Raw genomic sequence first — 17311 nt, forward strand, 5'->3', positions numbered from 1 at the left:
ATATTCCTAGCACTTTTTCTAATAACGTTAATATTTTTTTCGTTTATCTATTTTTATTACGTAAACAATAAAAAACTTTATATTCAAGAGGTGAATTACGAGGCGCAGGAAAAAAGTATGAAGTCTCGTGTCGCTCAAATGATATATGAAAAACAAAAAGCGACTACAGCAATTGGTCTGGTACTTGTACAAGATAAACATTTGATTCAAGAGATCAAAAACAGAACAGTGAAAGATACTTTTTATAAGGAACTAGTGGCAAGACTGAGAAAAGACACTGAATATAAAAATATCTGGGTACATATTGTCGATAAAGATCTAAATTCTATCTATAGAAGTTGGACTAAGAAAAAAGGTGACAATTTAAAACATGCCCGACCTGATTTGCTGAAAGTTTTAAACACAAAAGATGTAACAAACACACTCAGCTCAGGAAAATTTTCCGTTACTATTAAAGCTTCAATACCTGTAATAGAAGATGGAAAAGTAGTAGGTATTTTAGAACTTATTTCACATTTTAATTCTATAGCTGTTACATTAGAAAAATTTCATATAGATTCGGTTGTAGTTCTCAATAAACACTATACGCAAAACCTGCAGTACCCTTTCACCGAAAAGTTTATAGACGGTTATTATGTAGCAAACTTTGCTGCTCCTCAGGAGAAGTTAGAGTATCTTCAAAAACATGGTATTGAGAACTATTTTAAATCAGGCTATATAATTGAAAACGGGCAAATAATAACAAACTATCCGCTTGTTTCTTATAATGGGAAAACTTTAGGGTATTACATCATGTTCAAGTCTTTGGCAAATGTATCAAAAACTGATGAGGATTTTTTTCTTTTTAAATGGCTGGCAATAGGGTTTATTTTCATTCTGATTTTAGCAGGTATCGTAAATATGGTATTGTTATATATCATGGCGAAACAAAAAGCATATGTCAAAAATATTATAGATTCCTCTACAAATATTGTAATTATTAACGATAAGAAGTCAATATTAGATGTGAATCAATCTTTTTTCAAGTACTTTAACAAAGAAAAAAATCTGGATGATTTTAGAAAAAAATATGCTTGCGTATGTGACTTGTTCAGTAATGAAGAGGGGTATGTTCATAAAGAAACGGAAGGGATGTTGTGGATTGATTATATCCTTGCAAACCGCGACAAAATGCATAAGGTAAAAATAAACTATGATGACAAGATTTACTATTTTACTGTAGGTGTGTCATTAATTGCTCCAGAGCAACATTATTATAGTGCTGTCTTTACCGATGTAACAAAAGAGGAGATGTACAAGCTTGAACTTGAGAAGCTTACGATTACCGATTCGCTTACAAATATAGGTAACAGACGTTTTTACAATACAAAAATAGAAGAAAGCATCTCTCTTGCTAAACGTTATAAATTTCCATTGTCTGTCATTATGGCTGATATCGACCATTTCAAAAACGTGAATGACCAGTATGGACACGGAGTGGGTGACAATGTTCTTATTGAGTACACAAAATTAATTGTTACTATGATTAGAGAGGCGGATATATTCTGTCGACTCGGCGGTGAAGAGTTTATTATTATTGTTCCGTATGCAGATTGCAATAAGGCAGAAAAACTGGCAGAGAAAATTAGAAAACGTGTTGCGGAACATAAGGTTGTTTTACCTATTACAATGAGTTTCGGGGTAACGGAATATGTACAGGGTGAAGATGCCGATCACATTTTAACAAGAGTTGACGAGGCCTTGTATAAAGCAAAATCAAACGGTAGAAATCAAGTAGTCTGTAAATGAATTTCTATGAAAATGAACTCAAAGCCCTGAAACGCTCAGGACGTTACAGAACACGTGAAGTTTTAAACTATCAGTTTAAAGATTTTGCCTCAAACGATTATCTCGGACTTGCACATAAGAAAAAGCTCCATCGAGAGACATGTGAAGTTATGGAAAACTTAGATGTTAACAGTTCAAAAGCCTCTTTACTGGTTAACGGTTATCACCAAATACATAAAGATTTTGAAGATAAGTTATGTGAAGTAAACGGGTTTGAAGCTGCAGTTGTAGTAGGCAGCGGCTTTAATGCCAACATAGCTTTAATCGAGTCTTTAGTGCGTAAAGGGGATATGCTCTTTATGGATGAGTTGTACCATGCTTCGGGAGTATTGGCAACAAATTTGGAAGATGTTAATGTTACTTTTTTCAAACACAACGATATGGCAGAGCTCGAAGGATTACTAAAAAATTCAACGGCAAAAAGAAATATCGTCGCAGTTGAAGGGATCTACTCAATGGATGGTGATCTGTGTCCAAAAGAGGTTTTTTCACTTTGCGATCAATATAATGCAGTTTTAATAGTGGATGAAGCACATAGCAGCGGAGTTGTTGGTGAGAATTTAATGGGTGTGTATGATCTTTATGATATCGACATTAAATCAAACCACATCAAAATGGGAACTTTAGGCAAAGCGTACGGAAGTTTCGGTGCGTATATTTTATCTTCTGCACATATTAACGAGTATCTTATCAACCGTGCAAAGCCGCTTATATACGCAACATCTCTCTCTTTATACGATACGCTTTTAGGTCATTATGCCTTAAGATATATACTTGAGAATAAAGAGGAACTAAAAGAGGAAATTCAAAAGCGTCAAGCTATCGTAAAAGAGATATTAAATATTGAAATTGACGGTTTGATCCTCCCTGTTGTTATAGGTGATAACCGTAAAGTAATCGAGATTAAGGATAAACTTTTAGCACAAGGCTACAGCATAGGTGCAATTCGCCAGCCGACTGTAGAGCGTGCAATCCTTAGAGTGATTGCAAGGTTAGGTGAAAGTACTAAAGATTTACAAAAAGTTTGTACAATGATCCAATCCGAGGTGTCTTGTGAAAATTAAAAAACTCAGTATTGATTATCAAGACAAAAAGTTGGTTGATATTTCATTTGAAGTAAACAAATCATTGGCACTTGTTGGTCAAAGCGGAAGCGGAAAAAGTTTAACACTAAAAGCTCTTTTAGAACTTTTGCCAAACGGAATGCAATCTAAAATTGAAATAGACAGTGATGTAAAGATTGGAAGAAGCGGTGATGTCGCTTTAGTTGTACAAAATCCTTTTACGGCACTCTCACCTCTGACAAAAATAAAAAAACAGTTTTTTGCTCCTAAGGAGAGGATAGAGCAGCTTTTTAATGAGCTTGGACTTGATTTGGCTTTATTGGAAAGATTTCCTCCGGAACTTTCAGGCGGGCAGCTGCAACGTGTAGTAATTGCTATTGCTATTAGTCAAAAGCCTAAACTTTTACTATTGGATGAACCGACGACTGCACTTGATCCACAGACAAGAATTTCTATAATTGAACTTCTAAAAGAGTTACAGGAAAAAGAGAATTTTAAAATGTTATTTGTAACTCATGATATCGCTTCAGCTCAGAGTTTATGTGAAGATATATGTGTGATCAAGTTGGGGAAATTGGTTGAATGTGGTAAAATGACCAATGTAGTTAACAATCCTCAAAATGAATATACAAAAACATTAATTGAAGCAAATTTTGCAAACAGGGAATACAGAAAATGATAAAAAAGATAATAATTACACTTTTTATTTTAGGGTTTTTATCACCGTTTTTAGTATTTGGTTATTACTATATTAAATTTAACTACGATGTATCTGAACTGGTAGATTATAAACCTGCACAAACAACAAGAATTTACGATAAAGACGGTGAAAAAATAGCAAATATATTTGATGAAAAACACCGTTACTATGCATCGTTTGAAGAGATTCCTCCACGCGTTATAGAAGCACTGGTAGCTATTGAAGATACAACTTTTTTTGAACATCCCGGAGTGAATATAGATGCAATTTTTCGTGCAGCCATAAAAGTACTCAAAGCAGGGCATGCAGTAGAAGGTGCTAGTACTATCACGCAGCAATTGGTAAAAAATGTTCTTTTAACACGTGAGAAAAAACTCTCTCGTAAGATTAAAGAAGCTATCTATGCAATAAAAATAGAAAAACTTTTAACTAAAGAGCAGATTTTAGAAAGGTATCTTAATGAGATCTATTTTGGACACGGTTATTATGGAATTAAAACAGCAGCTGACGGCTATTTTCATAAAAAACTGAGTGAGTTAACTCTCAAAGAGATTGCTATTCTTGTAGGGCTTCCAAAAGCACCTTCATCGTATGCTCCGACAAAAAACTATGAGATCTCAATGGGACGTGGAAACAGAGTTATAACAAGAATGCATGTCCTTGGGTGGATTGATGATGAAACATATGAAAAAGCACTTGCAGAAAATCCGGTTGTTTATGATGATACACTTACACAAAACAAAGCACCTTTTATAGTTGACGAAGTTGCACGTCGTATGCGTGATTTAGGGATAACAGATTTAAGAACAGGTGGATATGAAATTCATACGACAATCGATCTTAAACTTCAAAATGCGGCAAAAGAGTCGTTGACATATGCATATGATCAGTTTTTACAAAGAGTTGATAAGTATAAAGAAAATGAAGAAAAATACCCTCCTCAACAAAAAGAGGGGGAAGATCATCTTTTATTGGCAAAAGATATAAATATTTCAAAAGTGAATGGGGCAATTGTTTCAATTGAACCAAGCAGTGGAGATATTTTGGCACTTGTAGGTTCTGTAGATTATACTGTATCTTCTTACAACCGTGCAACACAAGGACGCCGTCAACCGGGTTCTGCTTTTAAACCGTTTATATATCAAGTGGCATTAAACCTTGGATATTCTGGTGTTACACAATTAGTAGATATTGCAAAAACATATGACTATGAAAAAGATGGCGAAGAGATGAAGTGGCAGCCAAACAATTATGAGAAAAACTATAAAGGACTTATCCCTTTAAGAGAAGCACTAATTCACTCAAGAAACTTGGCAACTATCAATCTTGTAAACGATATAGGATTGCCTCAGTTAATCTCAGAACTAAAAAAGTTTAATATAGAAAATCTACCGAATGATCTTTCTATTTCTTTGGGAACAATGTCTATTTCACCTCTGCAGCTGGCACAATATTATACATCGTTTTCAAATTACGGTACACAAGTAAATACTCACCTCATTTCGTCAATTTACAAAAATGAGGAAAAAATTTACCAAAAAGAAGATAAAAGAGAAGTGGTATCGCCTGCTACTCAAGCTTTTATAATGACAACGATTTTAAGAGATGTCGTACAACATGGTACTGGTAGAGGTGCAAGAGTAAAAGGTATTGAATTAGCAGGAAAAACTGGAACTACAAATAACAATATGGATGGTTGGTTTGCCGGATATTCTCCAACTATTGAAACTGTTGTATGGTTTGGAAATGATGACAATACCCCAATGTATAGAAGAGAAACGGGTGGTAGAATTGCGGCTCCTGGATTTAGATACTTTTTTGGAAAAGTTTTAGAACTTTACCCACAGATTAAAAGAGAATTTGATATGCCTGAAGGTGTTAGAGAAGTAACAATTGATGGTAAAAAAGAGTATTTCAGTGAGATCTCAAAACCACCGACAACTGAAAATCATTCAGATGCCGCAGAGGAATTATTATTTTGATTTTTATGAGTAAATTATGGAGCTATTTGTAAGATGAAAACATTACTGCTCATTTCCTTATTTTATTGTTCATTGTTCGGAAGTGAAGCAGAAGATATTATAAAAAAACTCGATGATAATATGCGTGGAAATACGATACATATCGAGTTGACAATGAAAGTAGTCTCCCATTCACACGAAAGGGTTATAAAACTTGAAAATTATGCCGAAGGGAATAAAAAAAGTTTTGTCAAAATAACCTATCCTCCAAGAGATGAAGGGATCACTTTTTTAAATCTCGATAATAATATGTGGCAGTATGTCCCTAAAATTGAAAGGGTTATAAAAATTCCCCCTTCGATGATGCTGCAAAAATGGATGGGAAGCGATATCAGCAATGACGATATAGTAAAACAAAGCTCGATCGTGGAAGACTATACTCCTAAAATTCTTTCCAAAAAAAACAATATAACAACTTTAGAACTCACACCTAAAGAGGATGCAGCAGTAGTGTGGGGGAAAATAGTTTTAGAGATAGATACGAACACATATACATCAAATAAAGATACTTACTATGATGAAGATGGAGAAATTGTCCGTTACTTCATCTATAAAGATGTAAAAAAATATGGAAAATATTTTATTCCTACTTATTGGCGGATTGAACCTGCCGATAAAAAAGATCAATATACGGAGATTCTTTTAGACAAGGTTGCATACGATATTGATATCTCGCAAGAATACTTTACAAAAAGTGCACTTAAGAGATTTTCTAGATAAAAAGTGTAGAATATATCTATGTTCACTTTAGCACTGAAAAATATACTTTATTATAAATCCCGTTCAATCACCACTTTTATACTGACACTTCTTTCAACGCTTCTTTTTATTGTTTATGTCTCAATGATGGACGGTTCTCATAACTCTATGCTGAAAAACTCACTCAAAATATATACATCTGCAATACAGGTATATAAAATAGGATACAGGGATGAAGGGGGATATGACTACTTTTTAGAAGATGTACAAAAATTAAAAAATAAGATTATTACGATTCAGGGTGTCAAAGATATCGCAGCTAGATATGAAACTTTCGGACTGCTCTCTTACAAAAACAATTCAAGTGCATCTTTAATTGTAGGGATTGAACCCGAAGCAGAAGTGAAAATAAGTGAGCTTAAATCGGCACTCATTAAAGGTGAGTACCTGTCAGATGAAAGTGGCAAATGTGCATATATGGGTGTTGATCTTGTAAAAAAACTTTCTTTGAAACTAGGAGATGAGTTTTCGTTTATCGGCAGTGACAGTGAAGGTGGATTTGCGGCTGACATTTTTAAGTTATGCGGTGTCTTTAAAACGGGAATGGGTGAATTTGACGGAGGTGCTACATTTATTTCAAAAAAATATTTAGATACATTACTGTATTCGCAGAATAAAGCTTCCTATATAGTTGTTAACGTAGATAAGCTTGAAGATGTTGACCCTATAAACCAAGAGATAGAAAAGAGACTTTCCGATAAGACCTTAGAATCTGTAACGTGGAAAACTTTAATGAAGACGATGGTTGAAGCGATGGAGGTTGACTCGATTTTCGGTTATATTTCACTGGCACTTTTTATGATCGTGATCTTTTTTGTGATTATGATCTACGGTTTTATTAATGTCAGTGCAAGAATCAAAGAGATAGGTGTTCTACGCTCAATCGGGCTCTCAAGAAAAAAAGTGTTTCAATTACTTTGGTATGAGATACTCATCTTAACTGCATTGGCACTTTTAATAGCAGTACCGATAGGGGCATATATATGTTACTACTACTCTGTCCATCCAATTGTTATAGAAGGGATAGCAGAGATGTATAAAGATTACGGGGTTATTTCAGATGAGATACCTTTTGACTTTAATCTTTTTACAATTGCTTGGAATACGGTAGTTATTTTTATATTGAATTGTCTGAGTATTCTTTATCCGTATATCTATGTAAATCTTTTTACTCCTATTGAGGCTAGTCATCATGTTTAATGTAGTATTACAGCTTGCCTGGAAAAACTCTTTTGCAAGAATATCTCGTACATTCTTACTTATTGTAATGATAGCAGTGAGTATGAGTATGATGCTTTCAATTCAAGGTCTATATGACGGAATGTCTGAAAACATGATCGATAAAAACAGACGTATATATAGCGGTGATGTGAGCTTTTATGCAAAAGAGTATCTGACCGATAAAGAGATAAAGAAAAATATACAAGATTCCCAACTCCTTGAAGAGTTGCAAGAGACACAAGGGGTTGAGAAGATAGTTACACGTGTAGATACCGAAGGACTCCTTTCAACTGCAAGAAAATCTGCTTTTATAACGCTGGTAGGGATAGACCTGGAAAAAGAAAAAGAGTTTGGAAGGTTTGGAGAGTTTTTAAAACAAGGGGAATTAAAAACACAGAGAAATTCGGCACTCATTGGGATAGAACTTGCAAAAAAACTCAAAGTAAAACTGGGTTCAAAAGTTGTTTTCTCCACACAAGATATAAACGGAGAGATAGTTTCCGTTGCTTATAAGATCAGCGGTATTGTACAAACAACAAACATAGCTTACGATTCACGTGCTATTTTTGTCGATAAAAGAAAGATACAAAAGCTTTTAGGCTTACATGCAAATCAAGTAACACAGATAGCTGTAATGGCATCAAATGAACAGGTTGTAAAACAATTACAGACAAGATATAAACAATATGACGTTAAAAGCTTTTTAGATCTGTTACCTATGATGAAACAAATGCAGGACATTATGCAGATTTTTAACTCTATTACTTTTGCCATAGTAATGGCTGTTGTTTTTGTAGGGATTTTTGGAGTAATGTATGTCTCTGTTTTAGATCGTATAAGAGAGTTTGGAATTATGCTGAGTGTAGGTTATTATTACAAGTATGTATGTTTACAGATCGTTTTAGAAGCTTTGATAGTCGGTATTTTAGGTTATATTTTTGGTAGCATACTTGGAGTTGGATTATTATTATACCTTCAAATGGTGGGGCTTGACTTTAGTGCTTTTTCAGATGCTTTGGAGATGTGGGGATATGAGTCAATGATATACGGGACTATAAAACTCCATTACTTTACAAGTACGTTCGTAGCAATTATGGTCGCATCAATATTAAGTATTATAATCCCGCTGATAAAGATCAAGAAATTAAATCCTGTCGATGTTATAAAGGTTGAAAAATGATACGTATAGAAAATTTGCATAAATATTTTTATAAAGATGAACCTAGAGAAGTACATGCTTTAGATAATATCAATATAACTATCAAAGATGGAGAGTTCACACTTTTAAGCGGACCTTCCGGTTGCGGGAAATCAACTTTACTTAATCTTATCGGTGCACTGGATGATGTGGATGAAGGAAAGATCTATTTTGACAGTGATGAGGTAAGTTCTCTTAATGAAGAGCAAAAAACAACTCTTAGACTTGAACATATCGGTTTTGTTTTTCAGGCATATAATCTCATTCCTGTTTTAAATGTACGTGAAAATATTGCCTTTATTATGCGTTTAAGAGGTTTTGAAAATGAGTTTATAGTTCAGAGAGTTCAGGAATTGGCAAAAATACTGGATATTGAAGATAAGCTTGATGCTTTGCCGAACAATCTCAGTGGCGGAGAACAGCAACGCGTAGCAGTTGCACGTGCAGTTGCCAGTAAACCGAAAGTTATTTTGGCAGACGAGCCTACTGCAAATTTGGATTCTAAAAACTCTCAAATACTTATAGATATGATGCGTTCTTTAAATGAAAAAGAGGGTGTGACTATTATCTTCGCTTCACACGATGAGATGGTAAGAGAAAACGTAAGGCGAGTAATTCATATGTATGATGGCGAAATAGTTGATGAGTAAAATATTTTTTCTGTTATTGATATTCTCGAGTGAAGTTCTTTTCGCAGAAATAGATTTTAAAACAGAAAATACAAATATTACGATCAAAGAGGATGCATATACTTACAATTACGATCGTCTCCGCTTTAGTCTTAATTGGAAAGAAGATGGCTATTTTACAACGCTTATAGCAGACGGTGTAAATTACTATGGAAACAAATATATAGATTCGGACCTTTATCACATAAGAAAACTAGTGCAGTCAAATACCCCTTTTAAAACACAAACAGATTATCTTAAATATAAAAGCGGAGAAGCGTATGCAAAAGTTTACAGAGCATACGGAGGGTACGAAGATCAAAACAACAGAGTGATTGTAGGATTGCAAAATATTTCTATGGGAGTAGGGCGTATTTGGCAGCCTACAAATATCTATAATCCAATAAATATTTATGCTCTTGAACCGGATGAGACTTTTGGGGTGATGGGTGTACTCTATACAAGATATTTTGACGAAACATCTCATCTAAGCGGTATAGTTTCTATTGACCGAAATGACAAACCGGCCTATGCACTTCGTTATCAGGCTTTTTTAGAAGTTGCTGATGTAGCAATAGATCTCATCAGTACCGATGAGACAAAAATGGCAGGGTATGAGATTGACGGCAGCATAGGTTCAATTGGAATGGGAATTCGAAGCGAAGGGGCTTATTTTGACAACAAGAATTCAAACTTTTTTCAAGGACTAGTCGGTTTGGATTACGGTTTTGAAAACGGTTTGACAGTCGTTCTTGAAGGTTTGTACACGTCTAAAATTTTTACTGCTCAAGATGTTCTGAATAATCTACATACAGATATTTTACAAAATATGGTGAATGCCCATTTTTTTAGTGCACTTTCGGCAACTTATCCGTTTAATATCTATCTTGAAGGCTCTTGTGTGTATATAGAGAGTTTTGACGGGATTAAATCCAGATTTTATTCACCACAGTTAAAATATACCTTGAATGATTATAATACCTTTACTTTGGGTACTATGATTTATGACAGTAATGTTGTGAGTAGTTATGAAAACTCGGAAAGATATTTTGTTAAATGGAATTTAGCGTTTTGATTCTCTAAGAGGAAGAACTCTTAGAGAAATTTTTAGTTGTTAAACGTTCTGTTAAGCGCACAGAAAAGCGCTTTGATAGAAGCGATAGTGATGTCGTTATTACGTCCAACACCAAAGCGAGAGATAACTTCAGGCGTTTTGATCTCGATGTAAGCAACAGCTTTTGCCGAGCTTTGATCTCCGCAAGAGTGTTCAGAGTAAGATTTTACAGTGAACTGGTTTTTATACTCTTTCATCAATGCATTTTTACACGCATCGATCGGTCCGTTACCTTGACCATCTGAAACGATAGTTTTTCCATTGTACTCGTATGTAAGGGTACAAGTTACCACTTTATTCTGAGTAGATGAAGTGAAGTCTTTGAACTTAATGTGTTGATCCATTTCAAAGTACTCAGCTTTAAATACATTGTAGATCTCTTCGGCTGACAATTCACGACCCTCTACATCACTTAAAGTCTGTACAGCACGACCGATCTCAGGATGCATAGCTTTTGGAAGCTGGTAACCGTAAGTTTGCTCTAAAATGTACGCTACACCACCTTTCCCAGATTGTGAGTTGATACGGATGATCGACTCATAGTTACGTCCAACATCGGCAGGATCGATCGGTAAGTATGGAACTTCCCAAAACGGTTGCTCTTTTGCCTGTTGGTATGCCAACCCTTTGTTGATCGCATCTTGGTGTGAACCTGAGAATGCAGTATATACAAGATCACCAACGTAAGGATGTCTTGGGTGCGTCGGTAACTCAGTTACACGCTCAACCACATCTACAACTTCGTTTACGTTAGAGAAATCTAAACCGCTCTCAACACCTTGAGTAGTCATGTTAAGCGCCAAAGTGATGATGTCAACATTACCCGTACGCTCACCGTTACTTAAAAGTGTCCCTTCAACTCTGTCAGCTCCTGCTAAAAGTGCTAACTCTGTTGCAGCGATAGAAGTACCTCTGTCATTATGCGTATGAGTAGAGATAAGAACATGTTCACGGTTATCTAAATGTCTGCTCATCCACTCAATTTGATCAGCATAGATATTTGGCGTTGCCATTTCAACCGTTGCCGGTAAATTGATGATTACAGGACGCTCAGCGCTTATCCCCCAACGAGCAGTTACCGCATTTGAGATTTTTGCAGCAAATTCCAATTCAGTTCCCGTGAAACTCTCAGGTGAATATTCTAAGAAGATTTTCCCGTCGTGATCCGCTTCGTATTTTTTTACAAGGTCAACACCCTCTAAAGCAAGCTCTATGATCTCTTCTTGAGATTTACCGAAAACGATCTTTCTTTGAGCGATTGAAGTTGAGTTGTAAAGATGCACAGTCGCTTTTTTTACACCTTTTAACGCTTCAAAAGTTTTTGCGATAAGATGCTCTCTAGCTTGTACTAGAACTTGGACAGTAACGTCATCAGGGATCAAGTTGTCGTCAACCAACCTACGTAAGAAGTCAAATTCAACTTTCGATGCAGATGGAAAACCTACTTCGATCTCCTTAAATCCAAGTTTGAGTAAGAGTGTAAAAAGTTCAAGTTTTTTCTCCATGTTCATCGGGTTGATAAGTGCTTGATTACCGTCACGTAAATCTACACTACACCAGATTGGAGCTTTTGTAATAGTATTGTCAGGCCATTGTCTATTTGGCAAGTCTATTTTTGGATATGGCTGGTATTTGCCACTTGGAATATGTTTCATAAGAAACCTCTTTTAACTTGAAATTTTTAATAAGACACTCTTACACATCTTATTAATTTTGGAATTATAGCAAAACTAAGGTTAGAAAAGTTTTTGATAAAGTGAAATGGGTGGTTTTAATAAAGTTTATGTAAAGATTGAAATGCTAATTTTTAAGTAAATATCACTTATATCTAAATTAGCATTTTAAAAGATAAACTTTTTGGTAAATGTTATCCCATCAAAGAAAAAAGCTGCAAAGTGTTTTTTGTTGCTTCTAATGTGATGCTTTGCTCTGATCGAAACATTGCATGGGATATTTTTTCAACACATGTATATACATCGTCAAACTCATGTTTTGGATAGCCGCTTTGTAGAACAATTTTTTTCATAGAGAGTTTGTTCAGTTCATCGTTATCAAAGAGATCTACACTGCCTGGGCTGATACTTACAAAAAAGTTTTCTAATTCTTCATGCCCTTTTGTAGCATTGAGAATGATCCCTTTATGATTGTCCAGTGCTTTGTAAAATTCTTCATTTAGATTGGATTCTTCGATCATAAGTACACGCTCTTCCAAACCTTCAAGCTCTTCAATAGTAGATATATATACACCGACACATTTATTACATGCTTTGTCTAAAAGTTCTAAAGGGAGGGCATAAAAAATATTATTATGCTCGTCCGATAACTCCTGTACCTCTTCTAGCTCATTTAAATCTTTTGGATGTAAAACAAACATCTGTACAAGAGTGTCTTCTATAATATCTTCTATCCCGTTTATAAACGCATCATCGTAGTTGCTTACACATACATCAACCGTCATTTTTCTCCCTTGCTTTCATCGATCGCTTAATTCGACCCAGATTTTTGAAAAAGCAGCCCCCTCTATACTCTTTAGAATCAAAGTTGCCGTAATGTTGTCGCATCAGATTCAAATCTTCTTGACGTACCTGATACTCTGTTTTACAATGGTGACAATATAAGGACTGCATACTCATAAAATCGTATATGCAAGTTTTATTCGCTAATCAATTCTCACTGAATAATGTTTTCTTCGCTTCTTGGTATCCAAGTTCAAATAAGGCATCAAAATTTTTTAGCGAAAAAATAGAATAATCTGTAATCTTCGGTGATTCTATAAAATAATCGCATAACTCTTTTGCTTTTTGCGTATTTTTCTGCATAGTAGAGGTTATAGATCTTTTTAAATAAGAAAAAAGACTCAAAGGGTTTACATTTTTTACAAATGGATGAAGATTGACGCCTAGAATAGGTACTTTACAGTTAATAAGCGGTGCAATCGGAATGTGATTAAAAACGCCGCCGTCAATGTAAGTTTTTTCCTCAATTTTAACAGGTTGAAAAAAAGGTATAAGTGCCGAGGATGCTTGACAAAGCTGATATATATCCCCTTTATTAAAAACTCTCTCTTGTGCTTCGTCTAGATCAACGGCAGTGATATAAACAGGAATGCTTAGTTGAGACATATCAGTCAACGGAACAAGTTTTTTAAGTATAGCAGCATTTGTATCGATGTTAAAAACAGAAGTTTTAAACCAGTTGAATTTAAAAAGTTTTTTCACCTCTTTGGACTTTAAAATCTCCAGTTGCTGTTTTGGAGATATACCCGCTGCATAACTGGTTGCGACGATTGAACCGATCGAAGTTGCACAGATCGCTTTTACTTTAATATTGTGTTCATCAAGATAATGTAACACACCTAAATGATACGCCCCGCGAGCACCTCCGCCTGAAAGTGCCAATACTATCTCTTTTATCTCTCGTGCCAATGTAATACCTCAAACTTTCCGTCGAAATGTTCAACGATGCAACTGCAAGACTCTACCCAGTCACCACAGTTTAAATATTCAATATTTTCAATCATCTTTGCTTCGGCTTTATGTATATGTCCGCAGATGACACCTTCAAAACCCTGTCTTTGTGCATGGTTTGCCAAAATTCCTTCAAAATCGGTAATAAAACTCACAGAACTTTTAACATTATCTTTTACATATTTTGAAAGTGACCAGTATTTTTTTATTTTAAAAAGCTTACGAATCTTGTTCAAAATATGGTTGAGATAAAGGATAAAATCGTATCCCATGTCTCCAAGTAGTGCGAGCCATTTTTTTGTCATAGTAATACTGTCAAAAAAATCTCCATGTGTTATGAGATAGCGTTTTTTATTGACAGCTTTGTATTCTGTTTCAGTGATTATTTTGAGATTTTCACCCATTAATATAGGAGAAAACGGGCGTAAAAATTCATCATGGTTACCTGTGATAAAGAACACCTGAGTCCCTTTTCTTGCCTTACGCAAGATCTTTTGTATGACATCTGAATGGGTTTGATGCCATTTGAATTTTCTTCTGATGGCCCAGCCGTCAATAATGTCACCGACTAAAAAAAGATTTTCACTTTCTGTGTTTTTGAGAAAATCTAAGAACTGATCCGCTTGAGAAAAGCGAGTACCTAAATGGATATCCGATACAAATATTGACTTATATTTCATGCGCAAAGTGTAATCTAATAAGGTTACAGATTTATTGCAAAAAAAGTTTTTGAAAAAGAGTTATTTGGAAATTTATAGGGGAAGGGGAATTTTTAGTTGAAATATAGCACCGTTGTCACCGTTTCTTACACTTAAAACACCACCGAGTTTTTGTGCAATCTGGGTACTCATGTAAAGTCCAATACCAGTTCCTTTACCTTCAGGTTTTGTTGTAACTTCTGGTTTGAAAATATCTCTAATGATCTTTTCCGGAATTCCTCCGGCATTGTCTTTGATCTCTAAATATGTGCATTTGTCGTCTTTCATGAAATCTATAGTGATTTCACGGTTTTCGACATTTCTTTCATTGAAAGCATCTTTTGCATTGTTGATAATATTTAAAACAAGGTGCTTAAACTCATTTTCATTACCGTATATGAGAAGTTCATAGTCAGGAAGGATTTTAATATTGATATTATTTTTTAAAAACTCATCTTTTACCAAAAGTGTTACACTTTGACTTGAACGTTTAATGCCGAAAGTTTCATTTTTCTCTTTTGGACGGAAAAAGTTTCTAAACTCTGAAAGGGTAGTTACCATATGATCTATTTGTGCTTGCATATCTTCACGCATCTCTTTAAGAGACTCTAATGTTAGATCTCCGGATTCATAGTCTGAAACCAAAAGATCACCCATCATTGAAAGAGCATTGAGAGGTTGTTTCCATTGATGGGCAACTGCATCCATCATTTCACCCATGGCTGCCATTTTGGCTTGCTGTTCATAACGTTTATGATAAGTTTTACTTTTTTGAACTTCTGTCTTAATTCTTTGTTCCAATTCTTTATTAAGTTGATCAAGTTCATCTTGGCGGGCATTATAACGATCTAAGAAGATTTCAAGGAGAATGTCAAGATCTGCCCTGTGTGTTGAGTGGGCACTTTTTTTTACAGCATCTAAAAGTTCTGTCGTATTTAAGTGTGCATATTCACCCTTAGGGTTTTTACGACGTTTAATAACAATGTCATTTGCTTTACTAAATGGATTGTTTTTCATAGTAATTATTATAACCAAAAATTATTTTAAAAAAGAAGTAAAAAGATCTAAAATGTGGAAAAAAAGAAAGCGTATCTATATGCATTTTGCATATAGATACTAAAAAACTAGCATTGGTAAGTTGTTTTGAACTCGTATGCTGTTGGACGACCTTCATCTGGCCAAATTTGGCGCTCGAATTGGTAGTGTTGGAATGTATCGATAAACTCTTGAGTAAATACTGGTTTAAGGAAGTCATTATCTGCGATAAGACCTTCAACTGCTTCACGTAAAGTGTGTGGCATTTGAACGATACCTTTTTCACGAATTTCATCTAATGAAAGTTCGAATAAATCGATATCCATTGGACCAGTTGGAATAGTTTTGTTTGCGATACCGTCAAGACCAGCCATCATCATAGCAGCGAATGCTAAGTATGGACATGCACTTGAATCCGGGAATCTCATCTCGATACGAGTAGCTTTTTCACCTGCACCGTAAGGGATACGACAAGCAGCTGAACGGTTTTGAGAAGAGTAAGTTAAGATACTTGGAGCTTCGAAACCTGGTAAAAGTCTTTTGTACGAGTTTGTTGATGGATTAGTTAATGCAGCAACAGCTTTCGCATGTTTAAAGATACCACCAGCATAGTGAAGAGCCATCTCAGAAAGATTACCGTAACCACCTTCTTTGTAGAATAAGTTTTTACCGTCTTTCCATAAAGATTGGTGAACGTGCATACCGTTACCATTGTCACCAAATAATGGTTTTGGCATAAATGTAGCAGTTTTACCGTTTAGGTGTGCTACCATTTTTACAACATATTTATATTTTTGAACGTTGTCAGCTGCACCGATAATGTCAGAGAAAACAACACCGATTTCACCTTGACCTTGAGCAACTTCGTGGTGACCAAGAACAACTTCTAAACCAACTTGCTCTAATATTTGCATCATCTCAGCACGTAAATCTACCATTGAATCAGTTGGAGCTACTGGGAAATAACCACCTTTTGTACCTGGACGGTGAGCTGTATTGTACATATCTTCATATGCAGTGTGAGAGTTCCATTCACCCTCTTCAGTATCGATTTTGTAACCAGCTTCATTTATATTATCGATGAAACGTACATCGTCAAAAATGAAAAATTCATTTTCTGGACCAAAGTATGCAGCATCAGCAATTCCTAAAGAATCAGCATGAGCAAGTGCCGCTTTTGCCATTGAACGTGGACATTTTTCATATGCTTGACCTTTGTAAATGTCATAAACATCACAGAATACGATGATAGTCGGATCTGCAGTAAAAGGGTCTAAGAAAGCAGTTGGAACATCTGGTTTTAAAAGCATATCAGATTTGTTGATTGGCTGCCAAGCTTCGATTGATGAACCGTCAAACGGAAGACCATTATTTAAAATATCAGCACTTACAGCACTCATTCTGTAAGTTACGTGGTGCCATGCACCTTTAATGTCTGTAAATCTGAAGTCTACAAACTGAACGTCATTTTCTTCACAAAATGTGAAAAACTCTTCTACACTATTAACGAATTTTCCCATTATAATTCTCTCCTAAAAT

At 35.1% G+C, this 17311-nt stretch carries 16 protein-coding genes; 9 read left to right on the forward strand and 7 right to left on the reverse strand.

The features are described from left to right. The first annotated feature begins 117 nt into the window (after positions 1–117). The 9 genes from P6N22_RS05350 to P6N22_RS05390 are packed head-to-tail and all read left to right on the forward strand — an operon-like array spanning position 118 to position 10533. Positions 118–1788, forward strand: coding sequence for a diguanylate cyclase (locus P6N22_RS05350; RefSeq protein WP_280330883.1), 1671 nt, complete (start codon positions 118–120; stop codon positions 1786–1788). After that, complete coding sequence (locus P6N22_RS05355) at positions 1785–2891, forward strand: pyridoxal phosphate-dependent aminotransferase family protein (protein ID WP_280330885.1); 1107 nt, start codon at positions 1785–1787, stop codon at positions 2889–2891. Before P6N22_RS05350 ends, P6N22_RS05355 begins: the two co-directional genes overlap by 4 nt. Next, positions 2881–3570: an ATP-binding cassette domain-containing protein gene (locus tag P6N22_RS05360; protein ID WP_280330887.1), complete on the forward strand. Its 690-nt coding sequence runs from the start codon at positions 2881–2883 to the stop codon at positions 3568–3570. The genes P6N22_RS05355 and P6N22_RS05360 overlap by 11 nt, the downstream gene beginning before the upstream one ends. Further along, positions 3567–5573, forward strand: a complete 2007-nt coding sequence (locus P6N22_RS05365; protein WP_280330889.1) for a PBP1A family penicillin-binding protein — start codon at positions 3567–3569, stop codon at positions 5571–5573. Before P6N22_RS05360 ends, P6N22_RS05365 begins: the two co-directional genes overlap by 4 nt. 33 nt (positions 5574–5606) lie before the next feature. After that, complete coding sequence (locus P6N22_RS05370) at positions 5607–6332, forward strand: outer membrane lipoprotein-sorting protein (protein WP_280330891.1); 726 nt, start codon at positions 5607–5609, stop codon at positions 6330–6332. A gap of 18 nt (positions 6333–6350) precedes the next feature. Further along, positions 6351–7571, forward strand: a complete 1221-nt coding sequence (locus P6N22_RS05375) for an FtsX-like permease family protein (RefSeq protein ID WP_280330892.1) — start codon at positions 6351–6353, stop codon at positions 7569–7571. Then, positions 7564–8772 carry an FtsX-like permease family protein gene (locus P6N22_RS05380; protein ID WP_280330894.1) on the forward strand — a complete coding sequence of 403 codons (1209 nt, stop codon included), beginning with the start codon at positions 7564–7566 and terminating at the stop codon, positions 8770–8772. The genes P6N22_RS05375 and P6N22_RS05380 overlap by 8 nt, the downstream gene beginning before the upstream one ends. Then, the gene (locus tag P6N22_RS05385; RefSeq protein WP_280330896.1) at positions 8769–9440 is read left to right on the forward strand and encodes an ABC transporter ATP-binding protein; all 672 of its coding nucleotides are present in this window, start codon (positions 8769–8771) and stop codon (positions 9438–9440) included. Before P6N22_RS05380 ends, P6N22_RS05385 begins: the two co-directional genes overlap by 4 nt. Next, entirely contained in the window at positions 9433–10533 is a 1101-nt protein-coding gene (locus P6N22_RS05390) for a hypothetical protein (protein WP_280330898.1), read from the forward strand. The genes P6N22_RS05385 and P6N22_RS05390 overlap by 8 nt, the downstream gene beginning before the upstream one ends. Positions 10534–10565: 32 nt before the next feature. On the opposite strand, the gene leuA is transcribed toward P6N22_RS05390, so the two are convergent. From leuA to glnA, 7 genes are all read right to left on the reverse strand, one after another. Next, positions 10566–12227, reverse strand: a complete 1662-nt coding sequence (gene leuA / locus P6N22_RS05395) for a 2-isopropylmalate synthase (RefSeq protein ID WP_280330899.1) — start codon at positions 12225–12227, stop codon at positions 10566–10568. Between the two features lie 212 nt (positions 12228–12439). Next, positions 12440–13030, reverse strand: coding sequence for a hypothetical protein (locus P6N22_RS05400; protein WP_280330901.1), 591 nt, complete (start codon positions 13028–13030; stop codon positions 12440–12442). After that, positions 13020–13205, reverse strand: coding sequence for a hypothetical protein (locus P6N22_RS05405; RefSeq protein WP_280330903.1), 186 nt, complete (start codon positions 13203–13205; stop codon positions 13020–13022). The genes P6N22_RS05400 and P6N22_RS05405 overlap by 11 nt, the downstream gene beginning before the upstream one ends. Before the next feature lie 30 nt (positions 13206–13235). Next, a complete protein-coding gene (locus P6N22_RS05410; RefSeq protein WP_280330905.1) occupies positions 13236–13997 on the reverse strand; it encodes a patatin-like phospholipase family protein in 762 nt (253 codons plus the stop codon). Next, positions 13982–14719, reverse strand: coding sequence for a UDP-2,3-diacylglucosamine diphosphatase (locus tag P6N22_RS05415; protein ID WP_280330907.1), 738 nt, complete (start codon positions 14717–14719; stop codon positions 13982–13984). Before P6N22_RS05415 ends, P6N22_RS05410 begins: the two co-directional genes overlap by 16 nt. 72 nt (positions 14720–14791) lie before the next feature. After that, on the reverse strand, positions 14792–15754 hold the full coding sequence (locus P6N22_RS05420; RefSeq protein ID WP_280330909.1) for a HAMP domain-containing sensor histidine kinase: 963 nt from the start codon (positions 15752–15754) through the stop codon (positions 14792–14794). A gap of 107 nt (positions 15755–15861) precedes the next feature. Then, on the reverse strand, positions 15862–17292 hold the full coding sequence (gene glnA / locus P6N22_RS05425) for a type I glutamate--ammonia ligase (protein WP_280330911.1): 1431 nt from the start codon (positions 17290–17292) through the stop codon (positions 15862–15864). Positions 17293–17311 lie beyond the last annotated feature (19 nt).

Source organism: Sulfurimonas sp. C5 (assembly GCF_029872055.1).
Lineage (GTDB): Bacteria > Campylobacterota > Campylobacteria > Campylobacterales > Sulfurimonadaceae > Sulfurimonas.